Source organism: Paenarthrobacter sp. CAP02 (genome assembly GCF_040137855.1).
GTDB lineage: Bacteria > Actinomycetota > Actinomycetes > Actinomycetales > Micrococcaceae > Arthrobacter.
This window is the reverse complement of the sequence record NZ_JBEEII010000003.1, coordinates 193843-210885: the sequence shown is the minus strand read 5'-3', so window position 1 is coordinate 210885 and position 17043 is coordinate 193843. Positions and strand designations below refer to the sequence as shown.

Genomic DNA, 17043 nt, shown 5'->3' with positions numbered 1-17043 from the left:
TAGCGCGGCCGTGCTATTTGGTAGCGGGGGCGGCATCAACCGCACCACCGTAGCGGCGATCCCGCTTGGCGTAAATCTCCACGGCCTCCCAGAGCGTCCGCCTGTCGACGTCCGGCCACAGAGTGTCCATGAAAACGAACTCCGCGTAAGCCGACTGCCAGAGAAGGAAGTTGGAGAGGCGCTGCTCGCCGGAGCTGCGAAGGAAGAGATCCACATCCGGAAGGTCGGGTTCATCCAGGTACTTCTGGATGGTCTTCTCCGACACAGAACCAGGCTTCAAGCGGCCCGCCGCCACGTCCTGGGCAATGGCCGAGACCGCGTCAGCGATCTCCGCGCGTCCGCCGTAATTAACACACATGGTCAAAGTGCACGTGTCATTGGCCCGCGTGTAATCCTCGGCCTCTTCCAGTTCCTTGATCACCGAACCCCACAGCCGTGGCCGACGACCGGCCCAGCGGATCCGGACTCCCCACTCGTCAAGCTGATTGCGTTGACGACGTAGCACGTCCTTGTTAAATCCCATGAGGAACCGGACTTCATCAGGCGAACGCCGCCAGTTCTCGGTAGAGAACGCATAGACGCTGACGTACTTGATGCCCAGCTCGATCGCACCGGCCATGACGTCCAACAGTGCCGGCTCCCCTGCCTTGTGCCCCTCTACCCGCGGCAGGCCCCGCTGGTTTGCCCAGCGCCCGTTGCCATCCATGACAATGGCCACGTGCTGCGGTATGAGCTCACTGGGTATCTTTGGTGGCACTGCCCCGGAAGGGTGTCCATAGGGCGCAACCACTGGCGCCGTCCTCGCTACTGTTGACTTGTTCTTTTTGCCAAGTGCCACTGTCAGCTTCGCTCCACATGTTTGAGTGATTTCACGGCACGTTCCAAATGCCATTGCAGGTAACTGGCCACCAGCCCCGCGCTTTCCCTGCGATGCCGGGGATCCGAGACATCGGCAATGCTCCAATTGCCTGTCAGCAGCGCTCCGAGGAGTTGTACCGTTTCCGGTGCGGGAGCCGGAGAACCCGGAGGACGGCAATCGCTGCACACCATTCCGCCCACCGGCGCCGCAAATGCAGTGTGGGGGCCGGGACGGCCACATCGGGCACAATCCGTAAAGCTTGGCGCCCAGCCACCGGTCGCCAGGGCGCGCAGGAGATACGAATCCAGAATGAGTTCGGGCGGGTGGTCCGAGCGGCTCAAGGAGGCCAGTGCTCCAACCAGCAGATTGTATTGTGCGGTCCCCGACTCGGTGTCGGCATCCGTCAATTTCTCGGCTGTCTCGGTCATTGCGGCCGCAACGGTGAACCGGCCGTAGTCGGCGGCTATGGCGCTTCCGTAGGCTCCCTTGGCGACTGCCTGGGTCACGATATCGAGTGTCCGGCCGGACACGAGTTGCAGGTCGGCGACCATGAACGGCTCAAGGCGCGCTCCAAACCGGCTGCTGGTTCTCCGGACTCCCTTGGCGACGGCCCGGACCTGCCCATGGTGCTTGGTCAGCAGCGTAATGATCCTGTCCGCCTCGCCCAGCTTGTGGGTACGGAGCACTACGGCATCGTCCCGATAGGACCGTGCTGCAAACGACGGATTGGCCACAACTAATCTTTGCACTTCGCGCCGGTCGGGCGTGACCGCCGGACGGTGTGGTGACTGAAAATCCAGCCACCACACCGCGGGGATCTATGCCTGGGCGTCGCGGACTGCCCGGTTTACCGCCGAGATCAGGGCCTTCAGCGATGACGTCGTGGTGCTGGGATCAATCCCGACGCCCCAGAGTACGCGTTCACCGACAGCGCATTCGACGTACGCTGCCGCACTCGCGCTGCCGCCTTCGGACAGTGCGTGCTCGCTGTAGTCGAGCACCCGGACGTCCACGCCGTCCTGGTGCAGGATGTCCAGAAGTGCGGCGATGGGACCGTTGCCGTGACCTGTTCGGCGTACTTCGGCACCGTCGATCCTGAGGTTCGCGTTCATGGTCATGGCACCGGACTCGTCAGTCTCGGTGCTCACGCTGCCCAGGGTGTAGCGGCCCCATTGCGCCTGTTCTTCGTCAGAGGGGAGGTACTCGTCCTGGAAGATCTGCCACAGCTGGGCGCCACTGACCTCGCCGCCCACAGCGTCGGTGCGTCGCTGGATGACACCGGAGAACTCGATCTGGGCCCTGCGCGGCAGGTCCAGGTTGTGCTCATTCTTCAGCAGGTAGGCGACGCCACCCTTGCCGGACTGGGAGTTAACCCGGATGACGGCTTCGTAGCTTCGGCCGAGATCCTTGGGGTCGATGGGCAGGTACGGAACCTGCCACGTGAAGTCATCCACCGACTTGCCGGCAGCTGCGGCATCCTTCTCGAGAGCCTCGAAGCCCTTCTTGATCGCGTCCTGGTGCGAACCGGAAAACGCGGTAAACACGAGGTCTCCACCATACGGGGAGCGCTCCGGCACCGGCAGTTGGTTGCAGTACTCCACCGTGCGGCGTACTTCATCGATGTCGGAGAAGTCGATCATGGGATCAACGCCCTGCACGAACATGTTCAGGCCCAACGTCACCAGGTCCACGTTGCCGGTGCGCTCTCCGTTGCCGAACAGGCAGCCTTCAATCCGGTCGGCACCTGCCAGGTATCCCAGTTCAGCAGCAGCCACGCCAGTCCCGCGGTCGTTGTGCGGGTGCAGGGAGATGATGATTCCCTCGCGCGGGTGCAGGTTGCGGTGCATCCACTCGATCGAGTCCGCGTAGACGTTGGGTGTCGCCATTTCCACCGTTGCCGGCAGGTTGATAATGACTTGCTTGTCCGCGGAGGCCTCAAAGACATCGGCGATGGCATTGCAGACGCGGGCAGCGTACTCGAGCTCGGTGCCCGTGAAGGACTCCGGGGAGTATTCGTAAGTGATGTGCGTGTCCTGCAGCGTCTCTTCGTACTTCTTGCACAGGCGGGCACCCTGCAAGGCGATGTCCATGATGCCGTTTTCGTCCTGGTTGAAGACCACCCGGCGCTGCAGCACGGAGGTGGAGTTGTAGAGGTGGACGATGGCCTGCTTGGCGCCCACCAAAGACTCGTAGGTCCGCTCAATCAGGTGCTCGCGCGCCTGGGTCAGGACCTGGATGCTGACGTCGTCAGGAATGTGGCCGCCTTCGATGAGCTGCCGAACGAAGTCGAAATCTGTTTGGGATGCCGAGGGGAAGCCAACCTCGATCTCCTTATAGCCCATCTTGACCAGCAGCTGGAACATCTTCAGTTTGCGTGCTGGACTCATGGGATCGATCAGTGCCTGGTTTCCGTCCCGCAGGTCGACCGCGCACCAGCGAGGGGCCTTGGTGATGACTTTGTCAGGCCAGGTGCGGTCCGGAACATCTACAGTGATCTGGTCCTGGAACGGCAGGTAGCGGTGAATCGGCATACCGGAGGGCTTTTGTGCATTACGCATGATGTGGCCTTTTCTGTAAAGAACTAAGTGAAAGCTTAGCCGGACACAACGGAACTCCGCGGCGAGGATGGCCCAGCGTCAGATAGCTTTCAGGCCTCGCCGCGGCAGCTAAGAAGAAGCATTTCCGCACGCACAAATTCACAGTAACACGATGCGTATGATGACAGTGCAACACCTCATGCAACGTCCACTATGCAGACGCCACGACGGTGGAAACGCCGGCTGCAGCGTCCACACAAGGAGCCACAGTGCCACAGTCGGGGATCACTCTTTCCAACATCGACCACAACGTCCGGCCCCAGGACGACCTTTACCAACACGTCAATGGTGCGTGGCTCAACAGCACGACGATCCCGGACGACCGCCCGCTGGAAGGAACCTTCACCGCGCTGAGGGACGGTGCCGAGCTTGCCGTGAAGGCGATCATCGAAGAAGCCGCCGCAAAAGCGGACTCAGCTACCGGCGTCGAACAAAAAGTCGGCGGCCTCTACGCCAGCTTCATGGATGAAGCGGCTGCGGAGGAAAAGGGCTACGAGCCGGTCCGCGGCAGGCTCCAGGAGGTTGAATCCGTAGAATCCCCGCAGGAATTGGCAGCGCTCATCGGGCGGTTGTTCCGATCCGACGTCTCAGGCCTATTCTCCATCTACCCCGCGCCGGATGCCGGCAATCCCGAACGCATCCTTCTCTACATCGGTCAGGGTGGCCTGGGGTTGCCTGACGAATCGTATTACCGCGACGAAAAATTCGAAGAGATCGTGAAGGCCTACGGTAAATACATTGCCGCCATGTTCAACCTTGCGTCCATCCCCGACGCAGAGGCCGCCGCCGGGCGCGTGGTTGCCCTGGAACGGGCGCTGGCCGCGCATCACTGGGACAACGTCACGCTTCGGGATCCGCAAAAGACCTACAACCTCAAGACCGCAGACGATGCACGGGCGCTGTTCCCCTTGCTGGACACCTGGTTTGAAGCGGCGCGCGTGGACCAGGACAAGCGGAGCGAGCTGGTGGTGAGCACGCCGGACTTCTTTACGGGAGCCGCTGGACTCCTGGAATCCGAGTCCCTGCAAACGTGGAAGGAATGGCTGACCCTGCGCATCCTGAGCTCGGCCGCCCCGTATTTGTCGTCCGGTTTTGTCGAGACCAACTTCGACTTTTATGGGACCACGCTCAGCGGCACGCCCCGCAACAAGGAAAGGTGGAAGCGCGGCGTAGCCGTGGTGGAAGCTGCCCTCGGCGAAGCAGTAGGCCAAATCTACGTTGAGCGGCATTTTCCTCCCGGGCACAAGGCCCGGATGGAGACACTGGTGGGAAACCTCATCGAGGCCTACCGGGACAGCATCTCAGCGCTCACCTGGATGAGCGAAGAAACCAAGGTTGAGGCCCTCAAGAAGCTCCAGGCCTTCCGGCCCAAGATCGGCTTCCCCGAGAAGTGGATTGATTACTCGGCCGTCGAGATCGACCCCAATGACCTATTGGGCAATGTAGAGCGTGCACACAATGCCGACGTCGACAGGCACCTAGACGAGATCGGCAAGCCGGTGGATCTCACCAAGTGGCTCATGACGCCACAAACCGTCAATGCCTACTATCACCCGATGCTGAATGAAATCGTGTTTCCCGCCGCGATCCTCCAGCCGCCATTCTTCAATGCCGATGCAGACGACGCCGTGAACTACGGCGGTATCGGAGCCGTCATTGGACATGAAATCGGCCACGGATTCGACGATCAGGGGTCCCAGTTCGACGGAACGGGCGCCCTTCGGAACTGGTGGACCGAAGAAGACCGCACTGCCTTTGAAGCCCTCACCACCAAACTGGTGGCACAGTACGACGCCCTCTCCCCCTATGCCGCCCCCGACCACAAGGTGAACGGAAAACTGACGCTGGGTGAGAACATCGGCGATCTGGGTGGCCTCGCGATCGCCTACAAGGCCTACCTCCTCAGCTTGAACGGGGCGGAGCCTGAAGTCATCGACGGGTTCACCGGACAGCAGCGGTTCTTCATGTCATGGGCAGCCGGATGGCGCCAGGTAATCCGCACTGAGGAAGCAATACGGAGGTTGGCCACCGACCCGCACTCCCCCAACGAGTTCCGTACCAATGCCATTGCCCGCAACCTCGACGCTTTCCACCAGGCGTTCTCCGTGGCCGAGGGCGACGGAATGTGGATGGAACCCGGAGAACGGGTCAGTATCTGGTAAGCAGCCGGCGACATAACCAAAGAGGCCGGGCCATTTGGCCCGGCCTCTTTAGGCTTCAAAAACTATTGGTCGATATACAGAGGATTGACCTGCTGGCAGACGGCGTCGCTGGCCGTCTGGTTAACAACGTCCGGCGGTACCGAAGCAGCCCCATAGACCAAGCCCGTTCCGAAGTCAGTGCCCACATAGAGCTGAACACCGGCGACTCCGGCTGCCTCCTGGACCTGCGCGGCAGGAATACCGTAGAGGGTCGCCACATCGGCGGCCACGTCCGCAAAACCGGCTCCGTAATAGACCACGGTCCGGTCCACCGGGTTGGCCAGGTAGGACACAGCCTGGGTGAAGCCATTGCCCGTGAGGACGGCCGTCAGTTCCTGGGCCCTGGTGGCTACTCCGCTGCCATTGGCAACCGCAACCGGCTGGATGGCCTTGTTATAGGCGGGCACGGCTGGCGTCGTAGCAGTTGGCTGGGCTGCCGGGCTTTGGGAAGCGGCCGGGCTCGAGGTCGCACCCGGCGTGGTGAGGTCAAGATCGGCCCGCAGTGCCGAGAAAAGCTGCGATGCCTGTGGTTCGGCCAACTCCAGTCGGTTCGGATCGACGGCAGCCGGCTGGGTGGGAACAGCAACGAAGGCCACCTTTGAGACATCTATGTCCTTCAGGCGCCCGCCGATCGTCAGCAGGGACGGCACGGAAGCCAGTCCGTTGTCGACCGTGAGGTTCTGCGTTACGACGTCGGCAATTTGCAGCAGCCGCTGCGGGTTGCCCAAAGTACCTTCGTCCTTAAGTTTCCTGGTCAGGGACGAGAGGAATGCCTGTTGGCCCTTGATCCGTCCGAGGTCGCCACCATCACCAAATGCATGCCTGGTTCGCAGGAACGCCAATGCCTGTTCGCCTTCAACCAGGGAATTGCCCTTGGGGAGGCGGAGGCGGGAGTCCGGATCGAAAACGGGATCGCTGACACAGACGTTAACGCCACCAACAGCTTTGGAGAGCTCCTTGACAGCGTTGAAGTCCGCCATCATGAAGTGGTCGATCTCCAGGCCGGTCAGTTTGTTGACCGTATCCACAGCGCAGCCAATGCCGGCTTCTGCCATGGCTTCATTGATCATCACGCCACTTCTGGCAGGGAAGGTCTGGTTGTTGGTGTGGTCCGTACACTGCGGCACATCAACCAACAGGTCGCGGGGAAAGCTCATGACATTGACGCGCTTGTTGTCCGCCGAAATGTCCAGCAGCATCATGACATCGGAGTGGCCGTAGCCGGTGGAGTCCTCTGAGGTGCCGTAGTCGGAGTTCTTTCCGTCACGGGTGTCCGACCCAAGAATGAGGATCTGCAACCGGTCGGTTTTGTCATTTGCTGCCGCAGCCCCCGAATCCCGGTTTTCGCCGGCGCTGAGGGGAGCCTTGGTGATGTTCGACTGAAGGCGGATAAACCAGAATGCGGCAAAGGCGACGCCGGCAACCAGCGCCAAGGAAACCACGCCGGTCGTAATTTTCAACCAGAGCGGCAGCCCCTTGCGTTCCTTCATGTGCCGGGGAGTGCCATCAGCATCCTCCCCATGGCGTCCCGCAACGGGGCCGGCGGTGCCGGTGCCCTGCGGGCGGGCGTCACGACGTCGCACTATTCGGTTTACCTTTCCTTAATCACCTGAATCTCCGCAATCATAGTTGCCAATTCTGGGAAGTTCCCTATCGGAGGAGCACTGCGCAGGATCGTGTCACGGGAAACCTAGAACCCGAGTTTCACCAATTGCTTGGGGTCGCGCTGCCAGTCCTTGGCCACCTTGACGTGAAGATCAAGGTAGATCCGGGTGCCCAGAAGGGTTTCGATGCCTTTTCGGGCGTTCGTTCCCACTTCCCGCAGGCGGCTCCCGCCCTTACCGATGATGATCGCCTTTTGGGACGGCCTCTCAACGTACAGGTTGACACGGACGTCCAGCAGCGGGTTGTCCTCGGTTCGGCCTTCGCGGGGAACAATTTCTTCGACCACTACTGCCAGGGAGTGCGGAAGCTCGTCCCGGACACCCTCCAAAGCAGCTTCCCGGATCAATTCGGCGATCATGACTGCCTCGGGCTCATCAGTGAGTTCGCCGTCAGGGTACAGCGGCGGCGACGACGGCATGTGGCTGATCAGGACATCGGCAACCGTTGAGACCTGGAAGCCATCCGCCGCGGAAACCGGGACAATGTCTGCCCAGCCCTGTTCACCCAGCACATCCCGGCCCAGTTCAGCGACGGCAAGCAACTGCTCGGTCAATGCCTGGCGGTCCACCAGATCGGTCTTGGTCACGATGGCGACGATCGGCTTGCGACCCACTGCGGCCAACTGTGCCGCAATGTACTTGTCGCCAGGGCCGATTTTCTCATTGGCCGGAAGGCAGAATCCAATGGCGTCAACTTCGGACAGGGTGTCTGCCACCAGATCGTTGAGGCGCTTGCCCAACAACGTGCGCGGCCGGTGGAGACCTGGCGTGTCAACGAGGATGAGCTGAGCGTTGTCGCGGTGCACGATGCCACGGATGGTGTGGCGCGTGGTCTGCGGTTTTGCGGACGTGATCGCAACCTTTTGTCCCACCAAGGCGTTGGTGAGGGTTGACTTGCCGGCATTGGGCCGGCCGACCAGCACGGAGAAACCTGCGTGGAAGCCACCGAAGTCCTGATCGGCGTCGAATTTCTTATTTTGCTTGCTCACGTGGAACTCCCTGTTGCGTTGAGTCGGCGTCTTCGAGGAGGTCCTCAAAGTCAGTGTCTTCCTTTGGGATGGCTGCCGCAATGATGTGGCTGACCCTGTTTCGGCGACCCTCAAGCCTATCTGCCCGCAGCGACACTCCGTTCACCTCCACGGAACTTCCGACAATGGGTACCTGCCCCAGTGCCTTGGCGAGGAGGCCACCCACAGTGTCTACCTCATCGTCGTCGAGGTCCATGTCGAACAGCTCGCCCAGGTCATCGATGCTCATCCGTGAGCTGACCCGGTACGTGCCATCCCCCAGGTCGATGGCCTCTTCAGCGGCGGCGTCGTATTCATCCACGATCTCACCCACGATTTCCTCGATCAGGTCCTCGAGGGTAACGAGGCCGGCTGTGCCACCGTACTCGTCAATGACAATGGCCACGTGGGTGGATTCCTGCTGGAGTTCGCGGAGGAGGTCACTGACCGGCTTGGACTCCGGAACGTAACGGACATCCCTGGCCAGCGAGTCGACGTCGTGGGCCTGGAGTCCTGGCTCCGTGCGGTGCAGGGCCGCGGCCACGTCCTTCAGGTAGAGAATTCCACGGATCTGGTCCGTGTTTTCGCCGATTACCGGGATTCTTGAGTAGCCCGAACGCAGGAACAGGGCCATGGCTGTCTCCAGGTCCGTACCGGTTCCGATAGTGACAATGTCAGTACGCGGAACCATGACGGAGCGCACCAGGGTGTCCCCGAAGTCGAAGACAGAGTGAATGAGTTCTGCCTCGTTGTCTTCGATCATGTCGGATTCGGCTGCCCGGTCCACGAACTCGCGGAACTCTTCTTCGCTGACGAACGCGTCATCGCCGGCTGGAGCGCCGGGCGCCACCGCCTGTCCCAGCGCCACAAGCCATCCGGGAATGGGTCCGAGGATCCAGCAGAGGAACCTGATCAGGGGCGCGGTGAACCGGACTACCGGTCCTGAGTGCGCCCTGCCCAATTGCCGGGGGGAAACCCCTACCAACACAAAACCGATGACGGCCATAATGCCGGTGGCCGCGAGGCCCGCAAGCCATACGTTGTCCAACAGGCTGTGAAGGACGACGGCGACCGCCACCGCAGCCGCCATCTCGAACCACACCCGCCAGAACCGCAAGGCGCGCATGTGCGCGATGGGGTTCCTCAGGATGCCGCCCAGGGCCTTGCCCTTGTTTCGGCCTATGGATTGTTCGGCTTCATGCCGGGGCAGGAAGTTGAAAGCAGCCTCCGCTGCGGTCAGCAAGGCGACGAAACTCAGGAAAACCAGCGCCATGCCGACCAGGATGATCGAGGTCACTGCATGGTCTCCATGGGCGCATCCTTGCCCAGGAATTCAGACAGCAACTCACGCTGCAAACCGAACATCTCGGCTTTCTCCTCAGGCTCTGCATGGTCGAAGCCAAGCAGGTGGAGAATGCCGTGGGTGGTAAGGAGCAGCATCTCGTCCTGTGTCGGGTGTCCCGCGTTGCGCGCCTGCACCTCCGCCACCTGCGGGCAAATGGCGATGTCCCCAAGCATGCCTTGGGGCGTCGGCTTGTCCGGAGTACCCGGCGTCAGCTCGTCCATCGGCACCGAAAGGACGTCCGTGGCTCCGGGCTCGTCCATCAGCTCGATGTGCAGCTTCTCCATGGCAGGCTCGTCCACCAGCAGGATGGACAGCTCGGCCTGGGGATGGATGTAGAGACGCTCAAAGATGAAGCGCGACAACGTCACCAGCTGGGCCTCGTCCACCGCGACGCCGGACTCGTTGTTTACTTCGATGCTCATTTACGTTCTCCACGCTTGTGATGGCTGTTGGCGTCGGCGCGATGCGCGTCATCCCAGTTGCTGTAGGCCGAGACGATGTCGGCTACCAAACGGTGCCTGACGACGTCGGCGGCTTCAAGGATCGAGAAATTGACGTCGTCGATCCCCGTGAGGATTTCCCGGACGATGCGCAGGCCTGACGTCGCCCCGAACGGAAGGTCAATCTGGGTGACGTCTCCGGTGACTACCATCTTGGATCCGAAACCGAGTCGGGTCAGGAACATCTTCATCTGTTCGGGTGTGGTGTTCTGCGCTTCGTCAAGAATGATGAAGGCGTCATTCAAGGTGCGGCCACGCATGTAGGCCAGGGGCGCTACCTCGATGGTCCCGGCGGCCATCAACCGCGGTATGGATTCAGGATCCATCATGTCGTGGAGGGCGTCGTACAGCGGACGAAGATAGGGATCGATCTTGTCGCTCAGCGTCCCGGGCAGGAACCCCAGGCGCTCCCCTGCTTCGACGGCGGGCCGCGTCAGGATGATCCTGCTGACTTCCTTCGTTTGCAGCGCCTGGACGGCTTTCGCCATGGCGAGGTAGGTCTTGCCCGTACCGGCGGGCCCGATCCCGAAGATGACCGTGTTGTCGTCGATGGCATCAACATAGTTCTTCTGGTTCAGCGTCTTGGGGCGGATGGTCTTGCCCCTGCTGGAAAGAATGTTGTGGGTCAATACGTCTGCAGGATTTTGCACTGATTGGGTGCGCAACAGTGAGACAAGTTGCTGGAGAACGTCAGGGGTCACCAGCGTACCCTTTGACACCAGCCCACGGACTTCCTCAAGCAGGCGCATCACCCGGGAGATATCGGTGGACGGACCTGTCATGGAGAGCTCGTTGCCACGGACGTGGAAACTGACGCCTTCGAACTGATCCTCGATGTAGCGCAGGGCTTCATCGTGGCTTCCCAACGAGTGAACCATCTGGTCGGAGTTGTCGAACGTGACAATTTCCGTGCGCGTGCCCGGTAAGGTGTGCGGGAACTCAGTGGGCGGCAGGTTGCCGTTTCCGGTCCTGAGCCGTCCGTTCAAAGATTCACTCATAGTGTTGGCCGTAGGGCCTGTTCTCCTCCGGTTCGATGGTGTCCTGGCAATAATCCTACGCCAGCCCGTCCCTGATGGACCTCATCTGAGCCGTCCGTCCAAGCCACTAAGGGATGGCCGACATTTTGTCTCAACTCTGCATCAAGCCGGTATCAATCATGTTTCAGTTGCTCCGGGCCCCCTCATTCCCGGCCGGCAGCCGTCGGTGGTGTGCCAAGCTGGCATAGCGGGTGGACAAAGCACCCCGCAGCCACGCCGACCCGGCAAAGGGTCTCCAACGATGCACCGCAGGACAGGAATCCCCATCAGCAAGCCAGGAAACACCGCGCAGGGCGCACACAGGCGGAAGAAGTCCGCTTTTGCCGTGCCCGCGATGGTCTCTGTGCTGCTGCTCACCGGCTGCATCGCCGACGGGGCGGGAAACCAGGTTTCACCGAGCTCCCCTTCGCTCTCCGTGCAGGAGGCCCCGGCAAGCAACGCCCCCTTGGAAACCACGCAGGCCTCCACCAAAATCCCCGTGTACTGGATCGGCCGCAGCAAGGATGAGGTCTACCTCTACCGCGAGTTCCGGGACATCGACGGTGACGACAATCCCGTAACCACCGCCTTGCGGATCATGATGGCGGAAAAGCCATTGGACCATGACTTCTTCACGCCGTGGCAGCAACCCAGCAGCCTGGCTACTTCCATATCGGGCAAGAACGTCATCACAGTGGACGTCTCCCGTGATGCTTTCAATTCGAATCTCGACGCCGCCATGGCTCAGCGGGCCGTTCAGCAGTTGGTCTACACAGCCACTGCCGCGGCGTCGTCGTCGGGCCTTATCAATTCCGGCCAGCAGATCCAGGTGGTCATCCTGGTGGACGGCCACCCCGATTACATGGCGTTCGGGCAGGTGAAGCTGGGACAGCCGATGGCCCGTGACGCCTCCCTCGTGGCACCGGTGTGGATCATCGATCCGCAGGAAGATGTCACGGTGCCGCCGGGCGCAGTGAAGTTCAACGGCCGCAGCACCGACAGCTCCAAAACCATCGCCTGGCAGATCCTCAGGGACAACGGCAAGGCCGAGAAAACGGGTCTGCTCAACGGACAGGCCAAGCCAACGGGCGAGCCGGGCCAGTACGGCGTCTTTTCTTTCAGCGCGACGTTGAAAGCCGGCAAGTACGAGCTGCGGGTCTCACAGGTCGACGCCGCAGGCAAAGTCATCGACTCCAGTACCGACACGCGACTGTTCAGCGTCGGCTAGGACCCGCCGGCGTCCTACCAGCGGCCAAGGACATCACTGGCGAGAACGACGGCGGCTGGTCCCGCCGTCGACGACCGCAGGACATGGTGTCCCAACAGTGCCGTAACGGCTCCGGCGTCACTGAGCCGGGTGACTTCACGGGGTGAGATTCCGCCCTCCGGCCCAACGATCAGCAACACTTCCCGGGGTGATCCCGGATCTGAGCCATCCGGCACGCCCGACTCCTCCAGGACGGTCCGCAAGGGGTTCTTGGCATCTTCGTGCAGGATGATGGCCAGGTCCGCAGCAGCGACGACTTTCGCCAAGGCCGCGGTATCCACGATCGGGCGAACCTGCGGGATGTGTGACCTCCGTGCCTGTTTCGCTGCGGCGCCAACCACCGATTGCCACTTGGCATGTGCCTTGGCGGCCCGATCACCCTTCCATCGGACAATGGAGCGTTCGGACTGCCACGGAACCACCGCGTCAATGCCGAGTTCGGTGGCCGTTTCGACGGCAAGTTCGTCACGGTCCCCTTTGGCAAGCGCCTGGACGAGGACCAGGCGAACGGCCGGCTGCTCTTCGAAGACGACGTCCGAGGCCGTCACAGCCAAAGTGCCGGAACCGGCCTCGGAGACAGTACCCGTCAGACGGGTACCGGCGCCATCGGCGATGTCTACCTGTTCACCCACTGCCAAGCGTTTGACGGTGACCGCGTGGCGTGCCTCCGGGCCTTCCAGGACAAAGACAGAACCAGGCCCCAGGTGGCTGAGGTTGCCAGCCTGGGTGAAGAAGACGGGGTTGCTCACCGCTACAGGTTACCGAGCTTGTCCCGCAGTTTGGCGAACATGCCGCCGCTGGCAACGAGCTTTCCCTCGGTGAACTGCTCTCCGCGCAGTTTGGCGAGCTGCTGGAGCAGCTCCTCCTGGGCGGCGTCGAGCTTGGTAGGCGTTTCGACGTGCAAATGCACCTTGAGGTCGCCTCGTCCATAGCCGCGAAGGTGGGTGACGCCAAGCCCGCGAAGAGTGATGATTTCGCCTGACTGGGTTCCCGCCTTGACGTCGATGTCCTGCGCTCCGTCGAAGGTGTCCAGCTGAAGTTCCGTGCCCAGGGCGGCGGCTGTCATCGGCACGCTCAGGGTCGCGTGCAGGTCGTCGCCTTCACGCATGAACATGGAGTCGTTGTTGACCCGGATTTCGACGTAGAGATCGCCGGCCGGTCCGCCGGCGGGGCCGGCTTCGCCCTGGCCGGACAACTGGATCCGGGTACCGGTGGCCACACCGGCAGGAACCTTGATGGTGAGGGAACGACGACTGCGGATGCGACCCTGCCCGCTGCACTCGTTGCAGGGATCCTTGATGACCGTGCCGAAGCCCTCGCAGGAGCCACAGGGTGCCGTGGTCATGACCTGGCCGAGGATGGACCGGACAGCCCGCTGGACCTGGCCGCTGCCACCACAGATGTCACACCGTTCAGGATGGGTACCAGGGCGGCAGCAACTGCCATCACAAGTGGGGCACACAACGGCCGTGTCGACTTCGAGCTTCTTGTTGACGCCGAATACCGCATCCTTGAGGTCGATGCGGACGCTGATGAGGGCGTCTTGGCCGCGCCGGACCCGGGAAGCCGGGCCGCCATGGCCGCCACCGCCGCCAAAGAAGGTGTCGAAAATGTCCTGGAAGGCGAAGCCCTGTCCGGAATAGCCGCCGCCGAAGCCGTTTTCGGTTCCGTTTTCGTTACCGGTGGCGTCATAGACACGGCGCTTCTGCGGGTCCGACAACACCTCGTAGGCGTGGGTCACTGCCTTGAACTGCTCCGCGACATCTTCCCCGGGGTTGACGTCCGGGTGAAGTTTCCGCGCCAACTTGCGGTACGCCTTTTTGATCTCTTCCCCGGTGGCTTCCGGAGAGACTCCCAAAACGTCATAGTGGCTGCTCAAAGTCGGTATCTCTTCCTCGTTGTACTGCGGATGTTTCCTCGGGCCGGTGTTCAGCCGCCGAGAATGCGGGAAAGGTATCTGGCCACGGCCCGGACTGCGGCCATGGTGGTGGGATAGTCCATGCGGGTAGGGCCAAGGATCCCAACCTTGGCTCCGGAACCGTAGCCGGTGGCCACGACGGAAGCCTCGGCCAAACCGTCGTACGGGTTCTCCCGGCCGATGCTTACTGACACGCCCCGCGGATCATCGCCCATATCGGACAACAACCGCAGCATGACGACTTGTTCCTCAAGGGCTTCAAGCACCGGACCGATGCTCAAGGGGAAGTCCACATTGGAGCGGGCCAGGTTGGCGGTGCCTGCCATCAAGATGCGCTCTTCGCGGCTGTTGTCGCTCAGTGACTGCAGGCCGTGCGCAAGAGTCTGGGCCAAGCCGCGAAGCTCGGGCGGGCAGAGGGCCACTACCGATGGAAGGACCTGTGGGAGAAGGTCCAGTTGCGTCCCGGCTATACTTCCGAGGAACCGGGACCTCAGCAGCATCAATGCCTCGTTCGCAACATCTGATCCGGCATCGATGACCTTCTGGCCAACGCTGCCTGTGTCCGCAATGAGGACCACCAGGACCTGCTTTGGCGCAAGCAGCACGAACTCGACGTGGCGGACGACCGCCCGGCTCGAGTGCGGGTACTGCACGACGGCGACCTGGTTGGTCAGCTGGGAAAGGAGCCTTACGGTCCGCTCAAGAATGTCGTCCACGTCATCCGGGCCCTCGAGCAGGGAGTGGATGGCACGGCGCTCCGCCGCGGAAAGTGGCTTTACCTGGGAGATACGATCCACAAACAGGCGGTAGCCCTTGTCCGTGGGAATGCGTCCTGCGCTGGTGTGAGGCGCCGCGATGAGGCCCTCTTCCTCCAGGACAGCCATGTCGTTCCGGATAGTGGCACTGGAAACACCGAGGTGGTGGCGCTCGACAAGGGCTTTGGATCCAACGGGTTCCCGGGAATGCACGTAGTCTTCAACGATGGCACGCAGCACTTCCAACTTGCGTGGCTCACTCATTGCTCCACCTCCTGACGACGTCCGTGGTCGTGGCGACCGGTGACTGCGGCACGCCCGCCGGCGCCTCCGCACTTAGCACTCAACATGCCCAAGTGCTAACAAGTCTATTATGGGCCACCCCGTTGCTAGCATTGAAAACGCCCTATTCAGCTTCCAGCGTGCAGGTTCGGCAGCCTCGCAACCCAAACGGCTCCCCCACCCACCAAGTACTCAAAGGTAGGAAATATCCCTTGGCTTTCGACAACTGGGGTCCACAGGATCTGACCGCTCCCGCCAAACGCCAGCTTCCGGAGGTAGCGGTCCAGCGGGGAATGGTCCTCGAGGACGTCCAGTCAGGCTGGGTGGGTGAAGTGACCAGGGTGGAGAAAACCGGCGGCATGCATATCGTGTCCCTGGAGGACCGGCGAGGTAAGTCCAAATCGTTCCAGCTGGGATACGGCTTCCTGCTTGAAGGCCAGCCTATCCGCCTGATGCCTCCGGCAGTCCGGCAGTCGCCGTCGTCCGTCCAGACGGGCCGGACCGCCTCCGGTTCCGTGCGGGTGCAAGGCCAGCGCGCGCAGGTGGCCAAAGCCAGCCGCATCTGGGTGGAAGGAAAGCACGACGCCGAACTGGTCGAGAAGGTCTGGGGTGACGATCTCCGGGTCGAAGGGATCGTGGTTGAACCCTTGCATGGCGTGGACGACCTCGCGTCGGCCATCGCGGACTTCAACCCCGGCCCGGACCGCCGCCTCGGGATCCTCGTGGACCACCTCGTCCAGGGATCGAAAGAATCCCGCATCGCCGCCGAGGCCATGGCGTGTCCCGGAGCCGCTGGGAATGTCCTCATTGTGGGACACCCATACGTGGACGTGTGGCAGGCCATCAGGCCCAAGGTCCTGGGTATTGAGCAATGGCCCACAGTGCCGCGCGGCATGGATTGGAAAACGGGCATCCTCCGCGCGTTCGGCTGGCCGCATGAGACCGCCGAGGACATCGGATTGGGCTGGCAAAGGCTGCTGGGCGCCGTACGGAGCTACGCCGACCTTGAAGCATCCCTGCTGGGCCGTGTTGAGGAAGTCATCGACTTCCTGACGGCCCCCTAAAGCAGCCACCCCGAACCACCGCAACAGCAGTGCCAACGGGGAGTTGGTCCAGAGAAGCGGGCTCGTGCCGGTATTCTGGGACAGCAACACCGCAGCATCTTTACAGCAAAGGGAAGACACCGTGGCAGAGAACGCTCCTGAAGAACCGGGCAGCGCCGCAGGGCGGCCCCAGTACCATGGCGCGCCAGCCAATGCACTGCCCCTGACGGCCGGCGAAGACCGGCAATGGGCTACCTTGGCGCACTTTGGTGGCATCCTGGGCTGCTTGCCTTCCCTGCTGATCTACCTGATCTTCCGGGACCGGGGACCCTTCACTGCACAGGAATCCAAGGAAGCGCTGAACTTCACCCTTCCTCCGACCATCGCAGCGGTCCTCGCCAACATCCTCGTACTGCTTCCAGTGGTCGGCAACATTTTCGCCGTGATCGCGACCGGCATTTGGGTAGCCCTGACGTGCTTCTCAGTTTCAGCCGGAATCCGCGTGAACCACGGCCAGCCGCACCGCTACAAACTGAATTTGCGCTGGATCAAGTAGCTGCCTGACCAGCAGGAGAGCCCCGGCAGTGCT

At 61.9% G+C, this 17043-nt stretch carries 15 protein-coding genes; 4 read left to right on the top strand and 11 right to left on the bottom strand.

Translation table 11 applies throughout. The annotated features are described in order from the left end of the window. Window positions 1–13: 13 nt before the first annotated feature. The 3 genes from ABHM97_RS06565 to leuA form a co-directional block, all read right to left on the bottom strand. Window positions 14–838 (bottom strand): isoprenyl transferase, encoded by an 825-nt coding sequence (locus ABHM97_RS06565; RefSeq protein WP_235520706.1) that lies wholly within the window; start codon window positions 836–838, stop codon window positions 14–16. Window positions 839–840: 2 nt separating this feature from the next. Further along, window positions 841–1593, bottom strand: coding sequence for a DNA repair protein RecO (gene recO / locus ABHM97_RS06560; RefSeq protein WP_235520707.1), 753 nt, complete (start codon window positions 1591–1593; stop codon window positions 841–843). A gap of 84 nt (window positions 1594–1677) precedes the next feature. After that, the gene (gene leuA, locus ABHM97_RS06555) at window positions 1678–3417 is read right to left on the bottom strand and encodes a 2-isopropylmalate synthase (RefSeq protein WP_349470030.1); all 1740 of its coding nucleotides are present in this window, start codon (window positions 3415–3417) and stop codon (window positions 1678–1680) included. A 248-nt stretch (window positions 3418–3665) separates the two neighbouring features. On the opposite strand from leuA, the gene ABHM97_RS06550 reads away from it, so the two are divergent. After that, window positions 3666–5618 (top strand): M13 family metallopeptidase, encoded by a 1953-nt coding sequence (locus tag ABHM97_RS06550; protein ID WP_349470029.1) that lies wholly within the window; start codon window positions 3666–3668, stop codon window positions 5616–5618. 62 nt (window positions 5619–5680) lie between these two features. On the opposite strand, the gene ABHM97_RS06545 is transcribed toward ABHM97_RS06550, so the two are convergent. The 5 genes from ABHM97_RS06545 to ABHM97_RS06525 all read right to left on the bottom strand — a co-directional run bounded on the left by ABHM97_RS06545 (window position 5681) and on the right by ABHM97_RS06525 (window position 11171). Then, window positions 5681–7240, bottom strand: coding sequence for an LCP family protein (locus tag ABHM97_RS06545; protein ID WP_349470028.1), 1560 nt, complete (start codon window positions 7238–7240; stop codon window positions 5681–5683). A 107-nt stretch (window positions 7241–7347) separates the two neighbouring features. Next, window positions 7348–8310, bottom strand: coding sequence for a GTPase Era (era, locus tag ABHM97_RS06540; RefSeq protein WP_349470027.1), 963 nt, complete (start codon window positions 8308–8310; stop codon window positions 7348–7350). After that, the gene (locus tag ABHM97_RS06535) at window positions 8294–9625 is read right to left on the bottom strand and encodes a hemolysin family protein (RefSeq protein ID WP_235520712.1); all 1332 of its coding nucleotides are present in this window, start codon (window positions 9623–9625) and stop codon (window positions 8294–8296) included. The genes era and ABHM97_RS06535 overlap by 17 nt, the downstream gene beginning before the upstream one ends. Next, on the bottom strand, window positions 9622–10095 hold the full coding sequence (gene ybeY / locus ABHM97_RS06530; protein WP_235520713.1) for an rRNA maturation RNase YbeY: 474 nt from the start codon (window positions 10093–10095) through the stop codon (window positions 9622–9624). Before ybeY ends, ABHM97_RS06535 begins: the two co-directional genes overlap by 4 nt. Continuing rightward, the gene (locus tag ABHM97_RS06525; protein ID WP_349470026.1) at window positions 10092–11171 is read right to left on the bottom strand and encodes a PhoH family protein; all 1080 of its coding nucleotides are present in this window, start codon (window positions 11169–11171) and stop codon (window positions 10092–10094) included. Before ABHM97_RS06525 ends, ybeY begins: the two co-directional genes overlap by 4 nt. Window positions 11172–11544: 373 nt before the next feature. Here ABHM97_RS06525 and ABHM97_RS06520 point away from each other — a divergent pair, with 373 nt between their 5' ends. Next, window positions 11545–12417: a GerMN domain-containing protein gene (locus ABHM97_RS06520; RefSeq protein ID WP_349470226.1), complete on the top strand. Its 873-nt coding sequence runs from the start codon at window positions 11545–11547 to the stop codon at window positions 12415–12417. Window positions 12418–12431: 14 nt separating this feature from the next. Here the strand turns inward: ABHM97_RS06520 and ABHM97_RS06515 are convergent, their stop codons facing one another. From ABHM97_RS06515 to hrcA, 3 genes are read right to left on the bottom strand one after another with little or no spacing between them, the layout of a single operon-like run. Then, window positions 12432–13205: a 16S rRNA (uracil(1498)-N(3))-methyltransferase gene (locus tag ABHM97_RS06515; RefSeq protein WP_235520715.1), complete on the bottom strand. Its 774-nt coding sequence runs from the start codon at window positions 13203–13205 to the stop codon at window positions 12432–12434. Between the two features lie 2 nt (window positions 13206–13207). Then, a complete protein-coding gene (gene dnaJ, locus ABHM97_RS06510; RefSeq protein WP_211712328.1) occupies window positions 13208–14335 on the bottom strand; it encodes a molecular chaperone DnaJ in 1128 nt (375 codons plus the stop codon). 50 nt (window positions 14336–14385) lie between these two features. Then, entirely contained in the window at window positions 14386–15393 is a 1008-nt protein-coding gene (gene hrcA, locus ABHM97_RS06505) for a heat-inducible transcriptional repressor HrcA (RefSeq protein WP_235520716.1), read from the bottom strand. A 230-nt stretch (window positions 15394–15623) separates the two neighbouring features. Here hrcA and ABHM97_RS06500 point away from each other — a divergent pair, with 230 nt between their 5' ends. After that, entirely contained in the window at window positions 15624–16475 is an 852-nt protein-coding gene (locus ABHM97_RS06500; protein WP_349470024.1) for a DUF3097 domain-containing protein, read from the top strand. A gap of 121 nt (window positions 16476–16596) precedes the next feature. Then, window positions 16597–17010, top strand: a complete 414-nt coding sequence (locus ABHM97_RS06495) for a DUF4870 domain-containing protein (RefSeq protein ID WP_235520718.1) — start codon at window positions 16597–16599, stop codon at window positions 17008–17010. Window positions 17011–17043: the final 33 nt, after the last annotated feature.